The sequence below is a fragment of the Geovibrio sp. ADMFC3 genome (genome assembly GCF_054687035.1).
In genome coordinates this window covers 1,866,132-1,883,138 of the sequence record NZ_BAAFZG010000002.1, presented here as the reverse complement: position 1 = coordinate 1,883,138, position 17,007 = coordinate 1,866,132, and the positions used below count along the sequence as shown (strand labels likewise).

General features: G+C 46.0%; 15 protein-coding genes. 8 read left to right on the top strand and 7 right to left on the bottom strand.

What is annotated here, in order from left to right; translation table 11 throughout:
* Nucleotides 1–41 precede the first annotated feature (41 nt).
* A complete protein-coding gene (locus ACYRYY_RS09365) occupies nt 42–659 on the bottom strand; it encodes a type II secretion system protein (RefSeq protein WP_460215332.1) in 618 nt (205 codons plus the stop codon).
* Nucleotides 660–780: 121 nt separating this feature from the next.
* Here ACYRYY_RS09365 and ACYRYY_RS09360 point away from each other — a divergent pair, with 121 nt between their 5' ends.
* Genes ACYRYY_RS09360 through ACYRYY_RS09340 form a run of 5 tightly spaced genes read left to right on the top strand, consistent with a single transcriptional unit; the run spans nt 781 to nt 5,522 of the window.
* Nucleotides 781–2,124, top strand: a complete 1,344-nt coding sequence (locus ACYRYY_RS09360) for a hypothetical protein (RefSeq protein WP_460215331.1) — start codon at nt 781–783, stop codon at nt 2,122–2,124.
* Nucleotides 2,121–2,630 carry a hypothetical protein gene (locus ACYRYY_RS09355; RefSeq protein ID WP_460215330.1) on the top strand — a complete coding sequence of 170 codons (510 nt, stop codon included), beginning with the start codon at nt 2,121–2,123 and terminating at the stop codon, nt 2,628–2,630. The genes ACYRYY_RS09360 and ACYRYY_RS09355 overlap by 4 nt, the downstream gene beginning before the upstream one ends.
* Nucleotides 2,627–3,139, top strand: a complete 513-nt coding sequence (locus ACYRYY_RS09350; protein ID WP_460215329.1) for a hypothetical protein — start codon at nt 2,627–2,629, stop codon at nt 3,137–3,139. Before ACYRYY_RS09355 ends, ACYRYY_RS09350 begins: the two co-directional genes overlap by 4 nt.
* The gene (locus tag ACYRYY_RS09345; protein WP_460215328.1) at nt 3,118–4,638 is read left to right on the top strand and encodes a hypothetical protein; all 1,521 of its coding nucleotides are present in this window, start codon (nt 3,118–3,120) and stop codon (nt 4,636–4,638) included. Before ACYRYY_RS09350 ends, ACYRYY_RS09345 begins: the two co-directional genes overlap by 22 nt.
* Nucleotides 4,635–5,522, top strand: coding sequence for a hypothetical protein (locus ACYRYY_RS09340; protein ID WP_460215327.1), 888 nt, complete (start codon nt 4,635–4,637; stop codon nt 5,520–5,522). Before ACYRYY_RS09345 ends, ACYRYY_RS09340 begins: the two co-directional genes overlap by 4 nt.
* On the opposite strand, the gene ACYRYY_RS09335 is transcribed toward ACYRYY_RS09340, so the two are convergent.
* The 3 genes from ACYRYY_RS09335 to ACYRYY_RS09325 all read right to left on the bottom strand — a co-directional run bounded on the left by ACYRYY_RS09335 (nt 5,482) and on the right by ACYRYY_RS09325 (nt 8,743).
* The gene (locus ACYRYY_RS09335; RefSeq protein ID WP_460215326.1) at nt 5,482–6,438 is read right to left on the bottom strand and encodes a glycosyltransferase family 2 protein; all 957 of its coding nucleotides are present in this window, start codon (nt 6,436–6,438) and stop codon (nt 5,482–5,484) included. The genes ACYRYY_RS09340 and ACYRYY_RS09335 overlap by 41 nt on opposite strands.
* Nucleotides 6,435–7,967 carry an ArnT family glycosyltransferase gene (locus ACYRYY_RS09330; RefSeq protein ID WP_460215325.1) on the bottom strand — a complete coding sequence of 511 codons (1,533 nt, stop codon included), beginning with the start codon at nt 7,965–7,967 and terminating at the stop codon, nt 6,435–6,437. The genes ACYRYY_RS09335 and ACYRYY_RS09330 overlap by 4 nt, the downstream gene beginning before the upstream one ends.
* 62 nt (nt 7,968–8,029) lie before the next feature.
* The gene (locus ACYRYY_RS09325) at nt 8,030–8,743 is read right to left on the bottom strand and encodes a FadR/GntR family transcriptional regulator (RefSeq protein ID WP_460215324.1); all 714 of its coding nucleotides are present in this window, start codon (nt 8,741–8,743) and stop codon (nt 8,030–8,032) included.
* Nucleotides 8,744–9,208: 465 nt separating this feature from the next.
* Here ACYRYY_RS09325 and ACYRYY_RS09320 point away from each other — a divergent pair, with 465 nt between their 5' ends.
* The 3 genes from ACYRYY_RS09320 (at nt 9,209) to ACYRYY_RS09310 (ending at nt 14,666) form a co-directional block, all read left to right on the top strand.
* A complete protein-coding gene (locus ACYRYY_RS09320) occupies nt 9,209–11,059 on the top strand; it encodes an ATP-binding protein (protein WP_460215323.1) in 1,851 nt (616 codons plus the stop codon).
* 100 nt (nt 11,060–11,159) lie between these two features.
* On the top strand, nt 11,160–12,824 hold the full coding sequence (gene dnaX / locus ACYRYY_RS09315; protein WP_460215322.1) for a DNA polymerase III subunit gamma/tau: 1,665 nt from the start codon (nt 11,160–11,162) through the stop codon (nt 12,822–12,824).
* Between the two features lie 72 nt (nt 12,825–12,896).
* Nucleotides 12,897–14,666, top strand: coding sequence for a chloride channel protein (locus ACYRYY_RS09310; protein ID WP_460215321.1), 1,770 nt, complete (start codon nt 12,897–12,899; stop codon nt 14,664–14,666).
* A 54-nt stretch (nt 14,667–14,720) separates the two neighbouring features.
* Here the strand turns inward: ACYRYY_RS09310 and tnpA (ACYRYY_RS09305) are convergent, their stop codons facing one another.
* The 3 genes from tnpA (ACYRYY_RS09305) to rsgA form a co-directional block, all read right to left on the bottom strand.
* Nucleotides 14,721–15,149, bottom strand: coding sequence for an IS200/IS605 family transposase (gene tnpA / locus ACYRYY_RS09305; protein ID WP_460213496.1), 429 nt, complete (start codon nt 15,147–15,149; stop codon nt 14,721–14,723).
* Nucleotides 15,150–15,274: 125 nt separating this feature from the next.
* Entirely contained in the window at nt 15,275–15,703 is a 429-nt protein-coding gene (gene tnpA, locus ACYRYY_RS09300; protein ID WP_460213496.1) for an IS200/IS605 family transposase, read from the bottom strand.
* Between the two features lie 105 nt (nt 15,704–15,808).
* A complete protein-coding gene (rsgA, locus tag ACYRYY_RS09295) occupies nt 15,809–16,885 on the bottom strand; it encodes a ribosome small subunit-dependent GTPase A (protein ID WP_460215320.1) in 1,077 nt (358 codons plus the stop codon).
* Between the last annotated feature and the right edge of the window lie 122 nt (nt 16,886–17,007).

Below are 17,007 nucleotides of genomic sequence, written 5' to 3'. Positions count from 1 at the left end.
TCTTCTCAACCCCTTTTTCCCTGCGGAGAAGGGGTTTCTTTTTATCTGTCGTAATAGTAAAGCACAGTGCCTACAGTGCCGTCCGTGAGGTTGGCATCGCACATTCCGTCTGCTGTCCATACAGAGTTTCCTGCTGTCCCCGCTTTTATCTTCCCCTTGGTTCCGTCAAGGGTTTTGTCTATGGCAGTGTCAAGGCTCACAGCCGCATAGCATGGTACATTGCGCAGAACAATCACGTTCTTTCCTTCTGCATCCTGTGCAAAGTAAGCAAAACCGAAGCCGCCTTTCATTGTGGAATGTGCCGCATTACTTTCATCGGACAGCATATCCACTGCCTTGAGTTCGCTGAAGGCCGCATCAGGATCATCCTGTGCCGTTCCTGCTGTGCATAAGCCGGTGGGAGTTCCGTCCAGAGATGTCTGAGCAAGGGCGAGTTCCTTCTCATCCACCAGTCCGTCATTATCGCAGTCTCCGGCAAACCTTCCGAAACGGTCATAAAATGTGTACTGCATATTTTCAAGGTTTTTAACATCAACTATAAAACTCTTGGTTTTTGCTCCCTGAACAAGCTCTCTTCCCTTCACAACCATGCCTAGAATTATTCCGATAATAACCAGAACAACAGCCATTTCCACCAGTGTAAAACCTTTTCTGTTCATATGAATACCTGCGTTTTTTATCAAAACCATCATATCAGCATTAGTGCAGCTAAACAATAAAATCGTTCCACATGCATTTTTTCCTGTTTGTCTTCCGTTCCATGTTGTTGTATTTTTGTTCATGAAGTTTTTATCCGCGGAATTTGAAGGAAACCGGACAGGCACCCCCACACGCTGTGCCGTATTCGAGAGAAAAAAGGGAATTTTTTCACTTGAAAGCAGGCTTGACAGCGGAACGGATGATCTATTGTCTTTAAAAGGGAGCGCTTCACTTGTTGCGGTCTGCGGCTGCCCTGATTTTTCTGCTGAAACTGTCCACGTACCGACATCGCTGAAAGGTTCATCCCTCAGACTTTTCCTAAGGTCAAAGACAGCCGGAAACAGAGAGAAAAGCACAGTCCGTTTCGGAGCGTGCAGCCAGACGGAAGGCTCCGGCGAAAAAGAGTGTCAGGCATACATAATGCCGGACAGAGTATATGAGAAAGAGAGCGGGCTTGACACGGAAGAGCGGGAAGCGGCTGATATCTTCACCTTGTCTCCGCTTGCCCTATGCGGAATAACTTCAGCACTGTATCCAGACAGGCTTGTTCTCCATGCCTATGCTGACGAGAACAAGCTGATAATAGCTATTTCAAAGAGCGACGAGGTTTTCTACGCCAGAACAGCTCCCGCAGCGGACAGGGCAATGCTTGCAGGTGAACTGGAACTCACACTCACCCATACCGCAAAAAGCAGAAACCTGCGCCCCGATCTCATTCTTCTTTCAGGTCTCTACGCAACAGACGGGCACACTTCCGATCAGATCAGATCCAGACAGGCTGTCCAGACTGTTCTTGCCGCCCCCGACGGTATCCTTGCTGAGTGCCCCTTTGATGTGTTTCATAAAATTATTATTCCTTTCGGCGCTGTGCTGAACGGCAGAAAGTTTGACTTCACACCGGAAAAATACAGAAAAAAGAAATTTTTTTCAAAAACCATGTTTGCGCTCAATTCTGCACTGCTGGTCATTCTTGTTGCACTCACAGCGGTTAATCTGCATTTTTTCTCATCGTATAAATCAAAAACCGAAGAACTGGCAAAGGCAGCCTCTGCCCTCCGTGCCGACAGGGAGCTGACATCGGAAATCCTTTCCGCATCACCATCCTCCGGCTACCTCCTCTCATATCTTAATCTTCTGAATGAAAGGGATAAAAACCCCGTGAGGCTTCTGGCAGATGTTGAACCTCTTATAATGCACATCGGTTTTGACAGAGTAATAGTCAGCAGGACAGAACCCACAGTAATTGCCGCATCCAAGGAGTTCGGCACCCTGAACTCCCTCACGGAGTTTGAAGAGGAGATAAAAGCGGAGATAACCCGTCTGGAATCCAAGAAATACACAGTGCAGAACGACAGCCGGTTCGGCTATGACAACCTTGTGGCAAATATTAAGCTGAACATAAGCAGACGGGGAGCAGCAGAATGAAGATACTCTCCGGATATAAACTGTTTCTTCTTCTCCTTGCCGCATGTTCCGTCACGGCGGGAATAGGGCTCACAGCATTCAGGCTGAATAATACGGCAGACAAGGCATTGGCAGATATACACTCAAGAACAAAGTATTTCAGCGCAGAAACTGTGGATAAAAAACTCAACAAGCTGAACAATGCCGCTGAAGATGCGGATATTTTCATTTTCTCCGAGGATGATGCCCGCAAATGGTTTCTGGATGCTCTGGATAACTTTCTCAAAAAATACGAAGCTAAGGTGATTTCACCCATGCAGAAGAAAGACGGCGCATTCCGAAGCACAGTCTCATTCCGTTTTACTCCCAAGACCCCTTCGGAGCTTGCTCTTCTTCTGGAATATATGGAAAACTCCGCCGCCCCTGTGTTCATAGTGGAAAGCACTGCCTTTATCAACACAGACAGAGAAAAATACATCAATGTTACTGCGGAGATTGTGCAGCCCTTTTACGGCGGTGCCGAATGAAGCATGTTCTCATGATAATCATTCCTTTTATTCTGGCAGCAGGAGCGGTTTACGGTGTATCTCTCGGAGGAGAATATATTGTTATGCCTGCTGAAAAACGCATAACATCCCTCCCGTCATCCTCTGACAGTGCATTAAAAAAGCGTGAGCAGGCACTGGCTCTTATAAGCTCAATACCGACAGTAAAAAGAGATGGCTTCACTATGCGCCCCATTGATGACAGCGGTCTGATAGCCCAATTTGATAATTCCGCAGTTTATGAAAAGCTTGCAGAGCTGGAAAACTCACAGGGCGGCTCAGTTTCCCTTAAGGAAGACACGGACAGCCCCCCGCAATACAAAATAAACTCCATTCTCAAAGGAGAAGACAGGACATTCGCTGTAATAAACGGTAAGATATACCACAGAGGCGATAAAATATCTGAAGATGAAAAGATAGCCCGTATTGAAACAAGACGAATACTTCTGAAAGGCAAATGGGGTGAAAGATGGATTGCCGTAAATTTCTGATAATTTTTCTGACAGTGTCTTTCCTTTTCTCATGCACGGCAAAACAGCCCGTTCATAAAACGGAGCCCCTGCCGGTTAAAAACGATAACCTTACCAAAAAGCAGGAACCGTCCCTTTTGCCTCCTCCCCCTCCTCCGGTTTTTCAGGCGGAGCTTAAAAAGCCCGATCCCTTAGAGGGACGCTATGTAAGCATAAGCGCCGTTGATGCTCCGCTCTCCTCTGTGCTTTACATGGCAGCCTCCGAATCAGGCATGAACCTTGTAATCAGCCCCGAAATTGACATAAACAGACCGGTAACCCTTAATCTGAACAGCCTGCCCGCAAGGGAAGCCCTTAACATTATCACCGAAACCGCAGGAATATACTTTGAAACGGACGGGAACATACTGCGGGTAAAACCGCTTATGACAAAAACATATAAAATACCCTACATACACACAGTAACAGGCTACACCTCCAGACTCGGCGGAGACATAATAGGCGGAGCCTCTGAAACATCAGGGACAATGGCAGGCTCATACAATCTCGAATTCATAAACCCCGGTGAAAGAAACGATCTTTATAAGCAGATAGCAGAAGGGATCAGAAGCATTATCTTCCACGGCAGATCAGACGGAACAGACACAAAGACCGCTGAATTCTCATCCTCCGGAGAGGGCTACAGCCTCAACATGTTCACAGGGATACTGACAGTTCAGGCAGGCAGAAACAAAATCAGACTCATAGACAGATATATGGAGTCTGTCCTTAAAGAAACCTCCAAGCAGGTTCTCATAGAAGCAAAAATGGTGGAAGTAACCCTGAGTGACACCAACTCATACGGAATAAACTGGGACAACTTCTTCTTTAACGACCAACTCCGCTACAAACAAAACTTTGCTTCATCAAGTGCATCCATGCTTGAAAACATCGGGCTTGTTCCCATAGCCTCTGTCACATATGCGGCGGGCGGAGCAAACGGACTCTTAAACCTGCTTGCGCAGCAGGGAAAGATAGAAACACTCAGCAACCCCCGTATCAGAGTAATAAACGGTCAGAGTGCCATAATTTCATCCGGCAGCCTGATACCCTACTGGGAAAAAAATGTTGAAGACGGCGAGGATCTGAGAAGAGTGGTCAGCTACAACAGAATAACCATACTCGATGGTATAATGCTCGGAGTAACCCCTTACATACATGACGACGGAACAATTACACTTAACATTATCCCTGTCTCCACAATGGCTGAAAAAGATAAAATTCAGCTCGGAGAAGAAGGGGAAATAGTAGCAAGCTTCCCTATTCTTAATCTGAAAGAGGCAGGCACAGTGCTTAACGTCCGCAACGGTGAAACTGTTGTCCTTGGCGGAATGATAGATAATTATGAAGAAGATACAGAACAGAGAGTGCCTTTTATCGGCGATATTCCCTTGGTGGGAAATCTGTTTAAATCTGTAAACAAGCGCAAAATTAAGAAAGAACTCGTAATTTTCATTAAAACATCGGTGATGAGCATTTGAAAAAGACATTGTTCCTCATACCCGCAGCTTTGTATTTAGGCTTTTTAGCAGGCAGATACGGCGCTCCGCAGAAGGTGACGGCTGCTGCCCCTGCTGAACAGCCGGTTCGGGAGCTTGTATTTGCGGATTCAGAAGTGCGGAAAAAAACATTTTCATCTGCTGTAAACACAGATATTCTCCCCGATGACCTTTACGTCAGGCTGAAAAATGAGGCAGAAGCAAAAGAATCACCGGAGCAGACCAAAATGCCCCCCGCTGAAGAGAAAACTGTTAAGCCTGAACTGCCAGTCAGAGAAGATAATGCCTCAAAAGCTCACAGGGAGGCCTCAGCAGGAGTGAAAGCTCTGGAAAGAGGGAATTGCTCACTGGCGTCAGAACATCTGGAAAGAGCGTTTACCCTGAAAAATGATAAGGATATTTTATCCAACTATGCAGCCTCCCTTGTTATATGCGGTGAGGCAGAGAAAGCTGCGGATGCTGTTTCCCGCAATATCCTCAGCACAGACGGTGCAAGGCTTGGTGATATCATTGAAACAGCAGTAAAAAAAGGCAGACATACAGATGCGCTGCTCTTCTTTGAAACGCTTAATATAAAGGAAAACGGCAGGCTGCTGAACGCTGCCGGACTCGCTTACGAAGCAGCAGGCAATATGGAAAAAGCACTTATTAGCTATAAAAAGGCTTATCTCCTTGAGCCGGAAAATCCGTTTATATCCTTCTCCCGTGCCAGAGCAGCAGACATGGAAGGGGATTATGCACAGGCTGTCATTCTTTATGAAAAAACAGCCTCGACCGCCTCAGATACCACTCTGAAAAGATATTCTGTCAGCAGAAGCGCCGAAATCAGGGAGCATCTGACCGGCGGAAGTCTCCAAATGCCTTGATCTCCTTTACGCTGTACGGTTTTTTATCCTGACTCTCAAAATATGTTCTCAAAACCTGTTCGGCGATAAAGCCCGAGGAAATAAGCTGTATCCCGCCCAGAGTAAGCACAACACCCAGAAGCAGAAGAGGTCTGCCCCATATGTTCTGCCCGAATATTTTCAATATAACCATGTAAATATTTATTATCATGCCGAAAAACAGCCCGAAAAAACCTAATGTGCCGAAAAGATGCATAGGGCGCTGCGAGTATTTCTTCAAAAAGAGAACAAGCATCAAGTCGCTTATAACTTTTGTTGTTCTGGCTATGGTATATTTGGATTCCCCGTATCTTCTCGGATGGTGGCGCACATCCATCTCATCAATTTTCGCACCCTGCAAAACAGCAAGAACAGGTATAAACCTGTGCATCTCCCCGTAAAGGTCAAGGTTCTTGGCAATATCCTTCTTAAAAAGCTTCAGGGTACAGCCGTAGTCATGTATGTAAACTCCGGTCAGACGGGCAATCAGCTTGTTTGCTATGGAGCTTGGCAGTTTACGCAGAATGAATCCGTCCTGCCTTTTGACCCTTCTTCCCGCCACAACATCAAGCCCTTCTCTCTCAAGCTTTTCTATCATTGCGGGTATGTCGTCCGGATCATTCTGCAAGTCCCCGTCTATGGTGACTATGTAATCCCCTTCGGCGTAGTCAATCCCCGCAGCCAGAGCTGGTGTCTGCCCGAAGTTACGCTTAAAGCGGATAAGCTTTGTACGCTCATCCGCATGCTGTTCCACCATCTTCACGGTATCGTCCCTTGAGCCGTCATCAACCATAATTATCTCATAGTCAATGTCTTTCAGGGCATTTCTGACCTTTTCAAAGAACGGTTCTATACTTTCCTCTTCGTTGTAAAGAGGCACCACCACGGAAAGCTTCATTTTTCCTCCGCAACCTGTATCAAACGATAGCCCGACCACTTTCTTATTGTAACATAGGCACGGTCTGTTTTGCCTGCTTTGTCCGCATCAATAAAAACAAAACCGCTGTCAGAGGGAAGGTTTCTGTCGGCATTCCTGCCGTAATACACACTGAAAGACGGAACATTTGAAGTCCAGACATTAACCTTAATATTGTGTTCGGCCGCATAAAGTGCCGCTTCCTTAACCGGAGCCTGCTTAACATCCGCAATGAGAGGAAGATACTGGACATTGAGTGAAATCACTGTAAAGAACGCCATCACAGCAGCAAAGGTTCTGTAACTCAGCGTTCGTATCAGACTCATCGCAACTCCCACCGCAAGCATTGATGCGGCAGGCACTATGTAATACCCAGCACTGAGCCTACTTCCCGCTTCAAGGAGCATCTCCGCCGCCGCAACGCTGTTAACCTTGGCAGCAACAGACGGAATTATAAAAGGCAGACACAGAAGAAGCCCGAAAAACATAAATACAGGCAGCCCGAAAAGGATCTTCTTTCTGTGGTTGTTGAAAACATAAGCGCACAGAATAAAAAGCGGGGTCATTCCGCTTAAAATAAGATGAGGAAGCTTTGTACCGCTCAGGGCAAAAAAGAGGAAAACAAAGAAAAACCAGATCATCATATATCTGGAAAAAAAGTCATTCCAAAGAGGGCGCAGACGCTTAAGCACACTGAAAAGAAGAGATGTACCAGGCAGAAGCCCTGCAAGAAGAAGAGGAATATAGTAGGCAAACCCGCCGCCTTCGGTTGTTATGCCTAATTTCTCCGGATTGTTTGCCGCAAGGAAGCCGACAGCAAACTCATTGCCGTACTGCGCATACTGAACAGCATACCACGGCAGTGCGATAATAAGCATAATGCCAAGCCCGACAGGACAGAACGCTGCTTTCAGCCACTGCCTGATCCGCCCGGCTGAAAGAAAAAACAAACCGCTTACAACAAAAGGAACAAGAGCCGCAGCAGGGCCCTTTGTCACCGCACCAAGTCCGGCAGCGGCAAAAGCAATATAAACGTATTTTATTCTTCCCGTCTCAAAGTGCCTGTAAACGGCAAACATTGACGCCGCCAGAAACATATTGAGCAGAACATCCGCCACGGCAAGTTTGGCAAAAGCGGACACCAGCACAGAGGAACAGGCTATGAAAACAGAATTAAAAGCCATCTCCTCACCCCTTGTGTCCTTCACAAAGAAGAATATAAGGAGCATCCAGAAGCACGCAGAAAGAAGTGAGGGAAGCCGGAAAGAAAACTCGCTCATACCGAAAAGTTTTACACTTGCCGCCTGAAGCCAGAAAGTTAGGGGCGGATTATCAAAGTCGGGTTTGCCGTCAAGATGCGGAGTAAGAATATCTCCGCCATGCGCCATAAAAGCCGAACTCTGTGCAAAAGAGCCTTCCGCTGTATCAAACAGCGGAGTTGACGCCGCTCCGTAAAAAAAGCTGAAAAAAATAAGCAGACATAGCAGCAGGTATTTCAGTGCGCCTTTCAATATTCACCACCGTTTTATATTCAAACGTAAGATTAACATAACAGACGCATTATGAAAACATTTCAGTGTTTCTGCGGTTGGTATCCGGATGTTTTCATAATTTCAAGCTGCTTTTCCACATAGTTCATATGCTCAAGCATATAATCATACGCCTTATCAGGTTCTCTGTCTCTGATTGCCTCGAATATTTTTCTATGGAGGCTGTCAACTTCCCTGATTCCGCCTTCAAGGCGTATGTGCCTGCGTACTTCGTAGGTTACCTTGGTTATCCACTCATAAATTGTATTCATTACATGCACTATAAGGATGTTATGGGAGGCATAAGAAATAAGGGCATGGAAGCTGGCATCACTTTCGTAATCCCGTTCGGAATCTTCCATTTCATCAAGGAACTCCTCAAGCTGCTCTATCTCTTCATCTGTTGCACGCATTGCGGCAGCTTTCGCCGCCCATGTTTCCAGAATCCTCCGAAGCTCCATCAGATCACCCATTGCTTCGCCTTTATTCATCATTTCTGTGAATGCCTGAGATAAAACAGGCGAAGCGGCAGACTGAACATAGGTTCCGTCACCTTGAATCTGCTTGAGAAAGCCGTGTGCCTCAAGCTTTTGCAGAGCTTCTCTGAGGGTCGGACGGCTCACGCCCATCTGTACGGCAAGCTCTCTCTCCGAAGGAAGTTTTTCACCCGGTTTGAGTTCACCGTCAAGAACAAGTTCCTTGAGCTGTCTGTATATTTCGTCACTTACTCTTTTCGGTTTAATTTTCTGAAATCTCATGCGCCCGTCTCCGTCATAAAAACAATAATAAAACAGCGATATGACATAAACAAAACAGACAGAAACAAAAGAACCAATGCGGAAATCCTACTCCGAATAATGATTAATCCTTTCTGAAACAGTCATATTCCAAAATCTGCATCTATCAAAGGTCTTACCCTTTAAACATCTTGCCGTTTCTTAACATATACTACAAAATGAACCCTCATGGCAATGACTGAATACGCTGTTTTGAAATTTGAAAAAATTATTTTGTACCTGCGAAGAAATTTCCTTAAAGATGTTGTGCTTACAGATATAAAAAAACTCATGCCGTTTGATGAGCAAATTAGTATGGAATATCCAAAAATTTATGTATATAATTCTCTGATTATTTATCTGTTGTATATGCTGACAAAATGTAAAGTTTATTAAGAAAACTAGATTTGCTGCAATTTTCCGAAATTCCGATCTATAAAGGTTGCAATGAACTGTTCTGCCAAAACCATTGCGGGGATCTGTTCCGCACTAATTTTTCTGTACGCTGTTAATATTTTCTGTGTCCATGCAGTTCTCACAAACTATGCAGAAAAACGATTCACCACCGAAACCGCATATGCGGCGGACGCGGCAGCATTAAGAATATCACACACCCTTGAAAATCTCCGCTCAGAGTCCCTGCTCATCATAGAAAGCATAGCAGGGCACAATGAGAAGGAACGTACGGCCGCCCTTTCTTCCTTCATGCGGTCAAAACCTGAAATAAGCCAGATAATCGCCACAGACGCAAAAGGTTATTCATGGTTTACCGCAGGGCGTACAGCCACTCCGCCCATCGGGGCTGACTTTTCTGCGGAAGAATCAGTATCATCCCCCCTTGAAACAAAACACTCCTACACAGGGCAGATAATGTCTGACTCATCAGGCAGTGTGCCTTTTATCGAAATCTCCGCACCGGTTCTTAACCCGGTAACCGGAGACACTGAAGGGGTTGTCTGCATCAAAGCATCTCTTGATCTGCTCAGGGACGCTGCCGGAGCATCTGTCCCGGCAGGGATGAAGACTGCTCTTCTCATCGGTGAAAACGGCAGCATGATAACCGGTTACAATATAAGCCCTTCCGAAAAAACAATGCTCACAGCATCTGCCCGTCTTTCAGGAACAAAGTCATCCTCTCTTTCTGCCGACGAATATATTGCTTCATATAAAAAGTTCAGCTTTGAAAACAACATGCTCACGGCAGCGGTTTATATGCCCGTTAAGAATATCTCAGCGGAAGTTTCACCCTATTTAAAAAGTTACACGGCAGTCTCTCTGGTGATTTTTCTTCTTTCAGTTCCTTTTGTGGTCTTCATAGTGAGAAGATACAGATCGCCCTATGAAAGATGCGGGGCACGCATGCTGAAAACTGAAAAAGTTCTCGAACCTGTTCATATTGAAGCACTCAGCGGTAAAAGCGGTGCGGAATATGCCTCATGCTTTCTTGAAGCGTGTGAGGCAACCATAACCGACCTGCGGCGGATTGCGGCGGATTCAGGAAAAAATGTTACAGAAGCTGTTGAGAAACGCACAGAGAATCTCAAAACAGAGATAAATGAGCTTCAGCGCAAACTCAAAGAGGAATACACCAAAAATACCAAAAAGGATCAAATGATGATCCGCCAGAGCCGTCTTGCGGCAATGGGAGAAATGATCTCAAACATCGCCCACCAGTGGCGCCAGCCGCTCAATGCTCTTGCCCTTACCATTCAGGATATTGAAGACTCATACCACCACAATGAGATAGACGACACATATATCGCTGATACAGTAGAGAAATCCATGGAGCTTATTCAGCACATGTCTGTCACGATTGATGATTTCCGTAATTTTTATAAAACGAATAAAGATATTGTCGAATTCAGCCTTAAGCGTTCCATAGACGAAGCTATGAAAATTATCAGTGCCAGTCTTAAAAACTCAAGCATAGATGTCCAGATTGATTGCATACAGGATGTCGTGGTACAAGGGTATCCAAATGAATTTTCACAGGTAATACTGAATATATTAAGTAACTCAAAAGACGCCCTGATAGACAACCGCCCGACGGACAGACTTATCAGGATTACCATAGGATCAGCAGACGGCAAGGGAAGAATTGTCATAACAGACAACGGCGGCGGGATCCCTGTGAATGTTATAGAGAGCGTTTTTGACCCCTACTTCACCACAAAGGAACAGGGCAGAGGCACGGGCATCGGGCTTTATATGTCTAAAACCATCATCGAAAGCAACATGGGCGGCAAAATCGACATCGCCAACATCGGTGACGGAACAAGGGTAACGATCGAACTGTGATAAAAAATACAGGAAGTAGTTTTTTATGCTGAAAACAGAACTGCGCCATGCTAAAAAACTTTGCATTGACTATAGCTCCCCTCTAATTTAAAAATCATATATGTCTTATCTTGCTTTAGCCCGAAAACTCAGACCCCAGAATTTTGATGAAATAGTGGCACAGGAATTTGTTGTCACAACATTGAAGAATGCCATTGAGCTGGACAGGCTTGTCCATGCCTATCTGTTCACAGGCCCCAGAGGGGTGGGCAAAACCAGCACGGCGAGAATCTTTGCGAAGGCGCTCAACTGCCTTGACCCTCAGGGTGTCAATCCCTGTAACAAGTGCGAAAACTGCCGTGAGATAACCGACGGCACATCCATGGACGTAATCGAGATAGACGGTGCATCCAACAGGGGCATTGACGAAATACGGGATCTCCGTGAGGCTGTGCGTTTTTTCCCTGTAAAGTGCCGTAAAAAAGTCTACATCATAGACGAGGTTCACATGCTTACGGAGCAGGCGTTTAATGCTCTGCTCAAAACCCTTGAGGAACCTCCTTCCCATGTGGCGTTTATCCTCGCCACAACAGACGCACAGAGGATACCGGCAACAATCATATCCAGATGCCAGAAGTATGACTTCCGCAAGATCCCTTTTGAAAAAATGCACGAATCTCTCACCGATGTGCTTAATAAAGAAAAGCTGGAATATGAGGATGACGCATTAAGCCTTATTATACGCAATTCCGATGGCTGCATGAGAGACTCCCTCTCCATGCTCGATCAGATAATAGCCTTCACAGGAGGCAAGGTTGATGAGGCAAACACTGCATTCCTTCTGGGTTTTTCAGATACAAACTTAATTGAAGATCTTCTCAAAACCATCCTTGAGGAAAACACCGCAGAAATACCTGCCATAGTTGAGGAAATATGTGCCAAAGGCATAAGCCTCCGTTTCGCAGCCGAATCCCTCATTGAACATACACGCAACCTGCTTTTCTATATATCCACAGGCGGAAAAAACACCAAGGAACTCACCAGCCACGAGGAAGAGCTTTACAGGTCACTTGCTTCAAAAGTCACAGAACACAGGCTTTTCGCACTCTTTCAGGTTTTCCAGAAACTTCTGAACGACCTGAAGTTTTTCAGCTTTGAGCAGTATGTTTTTGAATTTGCCGCATACAAAGCCGCTTCCCTGTCTTCTGTTCTGCCTGTTTCATGCAGCACGGCAGCACTGACACAGGCTCCCGCAGCACCTGTTAAGCATAAAACTGCGGCGGAAAAGCCTAAACAGCAGGAACACAAAGAACCCCCCGCACATGCAGAACGTCAGGAAGAGCCGTCAGCAGGTGACGACCCATGGAAAAGCATGGTCCGCCACGCTGCCAGAGAAAACGGAAAGGTTGCCGGATATCTGGAAAATGTATTCCTCTCCGGTGTGGCAGGCGATGAACTCCGCATGGGCACGACAGAAGAAAAAAAGTTTTACTTCAGAATGCTTAATCAACCGGAGCATCTTAAATATCTATCAGAGATAGCTGGCAGGTTCTTCCCCGGTGTGACTAAGGTTAAAATGGCTCTGGAAAACGAGCCTAAAAAAAAAACTATAACTGAAACAAAAAAAGAAGCCGAAACCTACTATGACCGCAAAACCAGAAAAGAAGCGGAAGACAACGATCTTGTAAAAAAACTTCAAAAAGAATTCGGCGCTAAAATTGTTGATATAGAAGTAATTAAGGACATACCTGAGGAAGATATAGAACAGGAAGAAAGCCAGAATTAGTTTTTTTTAAATTTTATTATTCCATTTTGAACCGAAATGATCTAAAACGTCAACCTTCAAACAAAAGGACGTATGAATACTGAAAAACTAAAGGCTAGCCTTTCCAAATTCAGCCTGAGACGATATCTAGACGGACACGAAGATCTCTACATGCTTCTGACCGCCGTGGTTATAGGTCTGCTCGCAGGCGGCGGAAACATCATCTTCCGCCATATGATCAGCTTCTTTCAGGGAATTTTCTACGGAGACACCTCCGAATTCGCACTTGAGACATTCAAAAACGCACCGCTCTGGAAAATTGTTCTTATCCCTGCTGCCGGCGGACTTATGGTCGGCTTAATCTCCATATCATTCAAATTTGCCAAAGGGCACGGCGTTCCTGATGTTATGCGTGCCATGGCTCTCAACCGCAACATATCGCCCCTTGTGGCTCTCATAAAAACAGTTTCATCCGCAATCACCCTCGGCTCCGGAGGCTCGGCGGGACGTGAAGGTCCCATCGTGCAGATAGGCGCCGCCATAGGCTCAGGCGTCGGAAAGCTGTTAAGCTTTTCATCCAACAGGATGCGCACAGTAGCGGCATGCGGTGCGGCCGGCGGTCTGGCAGCCACTTTCAACGCTCCCATAGGCGGAGCTATGTTTGCGGCGGAAGTGCTTCTCGGTGAATTCGGGCTCAAGACATTCAGCCCGATCATTATCTCATCGGTAATAGCAACAGCCATATCAAGAGCATATCTGGGACATGAGGTAACATTCGACGCTCCGATATACGAACTGGTCAGCATCTTTGAACTTCCCCTTTACGGAGTTCTGGGGCTTGTGTGCGCAGTTGTGGGCGTTGTATTCATCCGCACTTTCTACTTTATAGAGGGCAAGTTTGAACATCTTGCCATACCTTCATGGACAAAGCCCGCCATAGGCGGATTGATGATGGGCTGTGTCGCCCTTGCCTCACCGGAGGTAATGGGAGTTGGGTATGACACAATAATGAACGTACTCCATGGGCACCAGCTGGGCGCTTTTCTAATAATTATTGTAGCACTCAAAATAATCGCAACATCCTTCACTCTGGGTTCAGGGGGAAGCGGCGGTCTGTTTGTTCCCTCCCTTTTCATAGGCGCTGTTACCGGCGGTTTCTTCGGCTGGGCGGCTCACATAATATTTCCCGCAAGTACCGCAGGCAGCGGAGCATATGCACTGGTGGCAATGAGCGCAATGCTTTCCGCCACACTCCGTGCGCCCATGACAGCAATACTTATAATATTTGAAATAACACAGTCATATACGGTAATTCTGCCCCTTATGCTTACGGCTATAGTCGCCAACCTCGCCGCAGAAAAGCTTGAGAAGGAATCTATATTCACATGGGTTCTCACCAAACAGGGAGTGCGTATTAAGAAAGGGGTTGAGGAAAAAATCCTCGAATCTATCCATGTAAAAGACGTTATGTTCACTGGTGTAACATCTTTCAGAGAGAATACACCTTTCCGGGATATTCTCGCAGGGATACAGTCCGCCCCGCATATGCATTTCCCTGTTCTGGACGGCAACAACTGCCTCATCGGTATGATCTCCCTTGTTGATATCAAAGAAGTGCTGTTTGAGCAGGGGCTTGAGGACATCGTGGTGGCAGGGGACATCTGCACAAGGGAAAACGTTATCTATCTTGAGCCTGAAAACACCCTGACGGAAGCCATGGAAAAACTCGGCAAGAAGGATCTGGAAGCTCTCCCTGTTGTGGAAAACACACCTGAAGGATTGAAGTTTCTGGGTCTTCTCAGAAGAGGGGATCTCATAATAGCCTACAACAAACGTGCCGGATTGGCGGAAGCCTCCGCATAGATACCCCCGGGTAAACCCGGGGTTCTATGCTTTCGCCATGCTATCGCATGTTTTTTACAGCTCAATCTTGAGCTGTCCTGAATCCTGTTGCCCTTGCATTTCGACGTAATTTTTAATTACGTCTTCATTCAAACCAATACTGCTAACGAAGTAGCCTGGCGACCACACTATATTTTCATTCCAGTATACTTTTTCTAACCAATCAAAAAATTTTCGCATACGGGAAGCCAATTGGCTTTTTAATCTACCCATAACATCTGAAATACTATATTTGGGAGGAATAATTATAACCATATGCAAATGATCTAAGTCAAAGCCAATGGCTTCTATTTCAACGCCAGGCATACTTCTCAATAAACTGGGCAACGTTTTACGAATATAAGAACAGACACCAGGCTTCAGGATCTTTCGACGGTATTTACAAACCCAAACTACATGATATTTCAAGTAATAAGCACTGTGAGAGGTCTTAATGATTTCCATAGAAAAGTATACCGTCGAAAGGCTCATTCATCCACGCTTAAAAGCGTGGTGTTCTGTCTTCGACCGCATAGATACCCCCGGGTAAACCCGGGGTTCTATGCTTTCGCCATGCTATCGCATGTTTTTTACAGCTCAATCTTGAGCTGTCCTGAATCCTGTTGCCCTTGCATTTCGACGTAATTTTTAATTACGTCTTCATTCAAACCAATACTGCTAACGAAGTAGCCTGGCGACCACACTATATTTTCATTCCAGTATACTTTTTCTAACCAATCAAAAAATTTTCGCATACGGGAAGCCAATTGGCTTTTTAATCTACCCATAACATCTGAAATACTATATTTGGGAGGAATAATTATAACCATATGCAAATGATCTAAGTCAAAGCCAATGGCTTCTATTTCAACGCCAGGCATACTTCTCAATAAACTGGGCAACGTTTTACGAATATAAGAACAGACACCAGGCTTCAGGATCTTTCGACGGTATTTACAAACCCAAACTACATGATATTTCAAGTAATAAGCACTGTGAGAGGTCTTAATGATTTCCATAGAAAAGTATACCGTCGAAAGGCTCATTCATCCACGCTTAAAAGCGTGGTGTTCTGTCTTCGACCGCATAAAAAAGGCGCACCCGTCAAGAGTGCGCCGTTGTGTTTATTTGCCTTTGTTTTTTACATGCCGTTTCATCTGCTTCATCTCGCCTTTTCCGCCGAACATCCTCTTTAGCTTCTCTTGTTCAGCCTGACGGAAGTTTAAACTGCCGTAGGTTATTTCACGCTGAAGCTTAAAATAATTTTTCAGGCGGTTTTCGGAAAGGCTGCCGTTCTCCACAGCATTCAGCACGGCGCATCCCGGCTCTTTTGTATGTGTGCAGTCCCGGAAACGGCAGTCCGCAGCCAGAGCTTCTATATCACCAAAGGCTTTCGCCGTGTCGCCCGTGTAAAGATGCAGCTCACGCATACCCGGAGTATCTATAACCGCCCCGCCCTGCGGAAGCAGAAGAAGATGCCTGCCTGTTGTGGTGTGTCTCCCTCTGCCGTCACTTTCCCTGATTTCGTTAACGTCCATGACGTCTCTGCCCATCAGCCTGTTTATCAGGGTGGATTTCCCTACTCCGGATGAGCCGATGAAGGCAACAGTCTCACTATCTGCGATGAGCCGGTTAAGAGCCTGCCATCCGTTTTCCTCAACACCGGAGCAGATAACAGTGTCAATCCCTTCACTCACGGACGAGACATCGTCCAGCTTTTCTATAAGGTCAGTGCAGAGATCCGCCTTTGTCAGAACAATGACGGGCTTCGCCCTGCTTTCCCATGCGGTTGTGAGATAACGCTCAAGCCTTCTCAGGTTGAAGTCGGCATTGAGTGACATGCAGATAAACAAAGTATCAACATTCGCCGCCACAACTTGCGTATCTGCGGATGTTCCTGCCGCTCTGCGGACAAAAAGGCTCCTGCGGGAGAGAACATGCCTTATAACAGCGTCACCCGCTGTACTGTCCTCACGGTCGGTCATGACCCAGTCGCCCACGGCTGGAAAGTCAATATTGCCTTCGGCTGTATGACGGAACTTCCCTGATACGGAAGCCCGCACCTCGCCGTTTTCCGTAACAACCCTGTATAAGCTGTGGCTCTGCCACGTTACTCTGCCTAAAAACAGTCCTTCAAAGCCTGAAGCCTCAGCCGCCGTGTGATCGCTAAGACCGTATTTCTTTAAGTTAATATAATTCATTTTATCCTCCGGATTATGCACTGCATACGGAGGGTAAGGAGATTATCTTCTGCACCCTCCTCAGGCTGGCGCAATCTCCGTCTGATGTTTAAGTCTCATAAAACTTCTCCTTTGCTCATATT

What these genes read in the sequence shown, in the direction of transcription:
- ACYRYY_RS09325 (WP_460215324.1), bottom strand. Translation starts at nt 8,743, where the DNA reads ATGAGATTTCAGAAAATTAAACCGAAAAGAGTAAGTGACGAAATATAC.
- tnpA (WP_460213496.1), bottom strand. Translation starts at nt 15,703, where the DNA reads ATGGAAATCATTAAGACCTCTCACAGTGCTTATTACTTGAAATATCAT.
- ACYRYY_RS09360 (WP_460215331.1), top strand. Translation starts at nt 781, where the DNA reads ATGAAGTTTTTATCCGCGGAATTTGAAGGAAACCGGACAGGCACCCCC.
- ACYRYY_RS09345 (WP_460215328.1), top strand. Translation starts at nt 3,118, where the DNA reads ATGGATTGCCGTAAATTTCTGATAATTTTTCTGACAGTGTCTTTCCTT.
- tnpA (WP_460213496.1), bottom strand. Translation starts at nt 15,149, where the DNA reads ATGGAAATCATTAAGACCTCTCACAGTGCTTATTACTTGAAATATCAT.
- rsgA (WP_460215320.1), bottom strand. Translation starts at nt 16,885, where the DNA reads ATGAATTATATTAACTTAAAGAAATACGGTCTTAGCGATCACACGGCG.
- ACYRYY_RS09310 (WP_460215321.1), top strand. Translation starts at nt 12,897, where the DNA reads ATGAATACTGAAAAACTAAAGGCTAGCCTTTCCAAATTCAGCCTGAGA.
- ACYRYY_RS09355 (WP_460215330.1), top strand. Translation starts at nt 2,121, where the DNA reads ATGAAGATACTCTCCGGATATAAACTGTTTCTTCTTCTCCTTGCCGCA.
- ACYRYY_RS09320 (WP_460215323.1), top strand. Translation starts at nt 9,209, where the DNA reads ATGAACTGTTCTGCCAAAACCATTGCGGGGATCTGTTCCGCACTAATT.
- ACYRYY_RS09365 (WP_460215332.1), bottom strand. Translation starts at nt 659, where the DNA reads ATGAACAGAAAAGGTTTTACACTGGTGGAAATGGCTGTTGTTCTGGTT.
- ACYRYY_RS09335 (WP_460215326.1), bottom strand. Translation starts at nt 6,438, where the DNA reads ATGAAGCTTTCCGTGGTGGTGCCTCTTTACAACGAAGAGGAAAGTATA.
- ACYRYY_RS09350 (WP_460215329.1), top strand. Translation starts at nt 2,627, where the DNA reads ATGAAGCATGTTCTCATGATAATCATTCCTTTTATTCTGGCAGCAGGA.
- dnaX (WP_460215322.1), top strand. Translation starts at nt 11,160, where the DNA reads ATGTCTTATCTTGCTTTAGCCCGAAAACTCAGACCCCAGAATTTTGAT.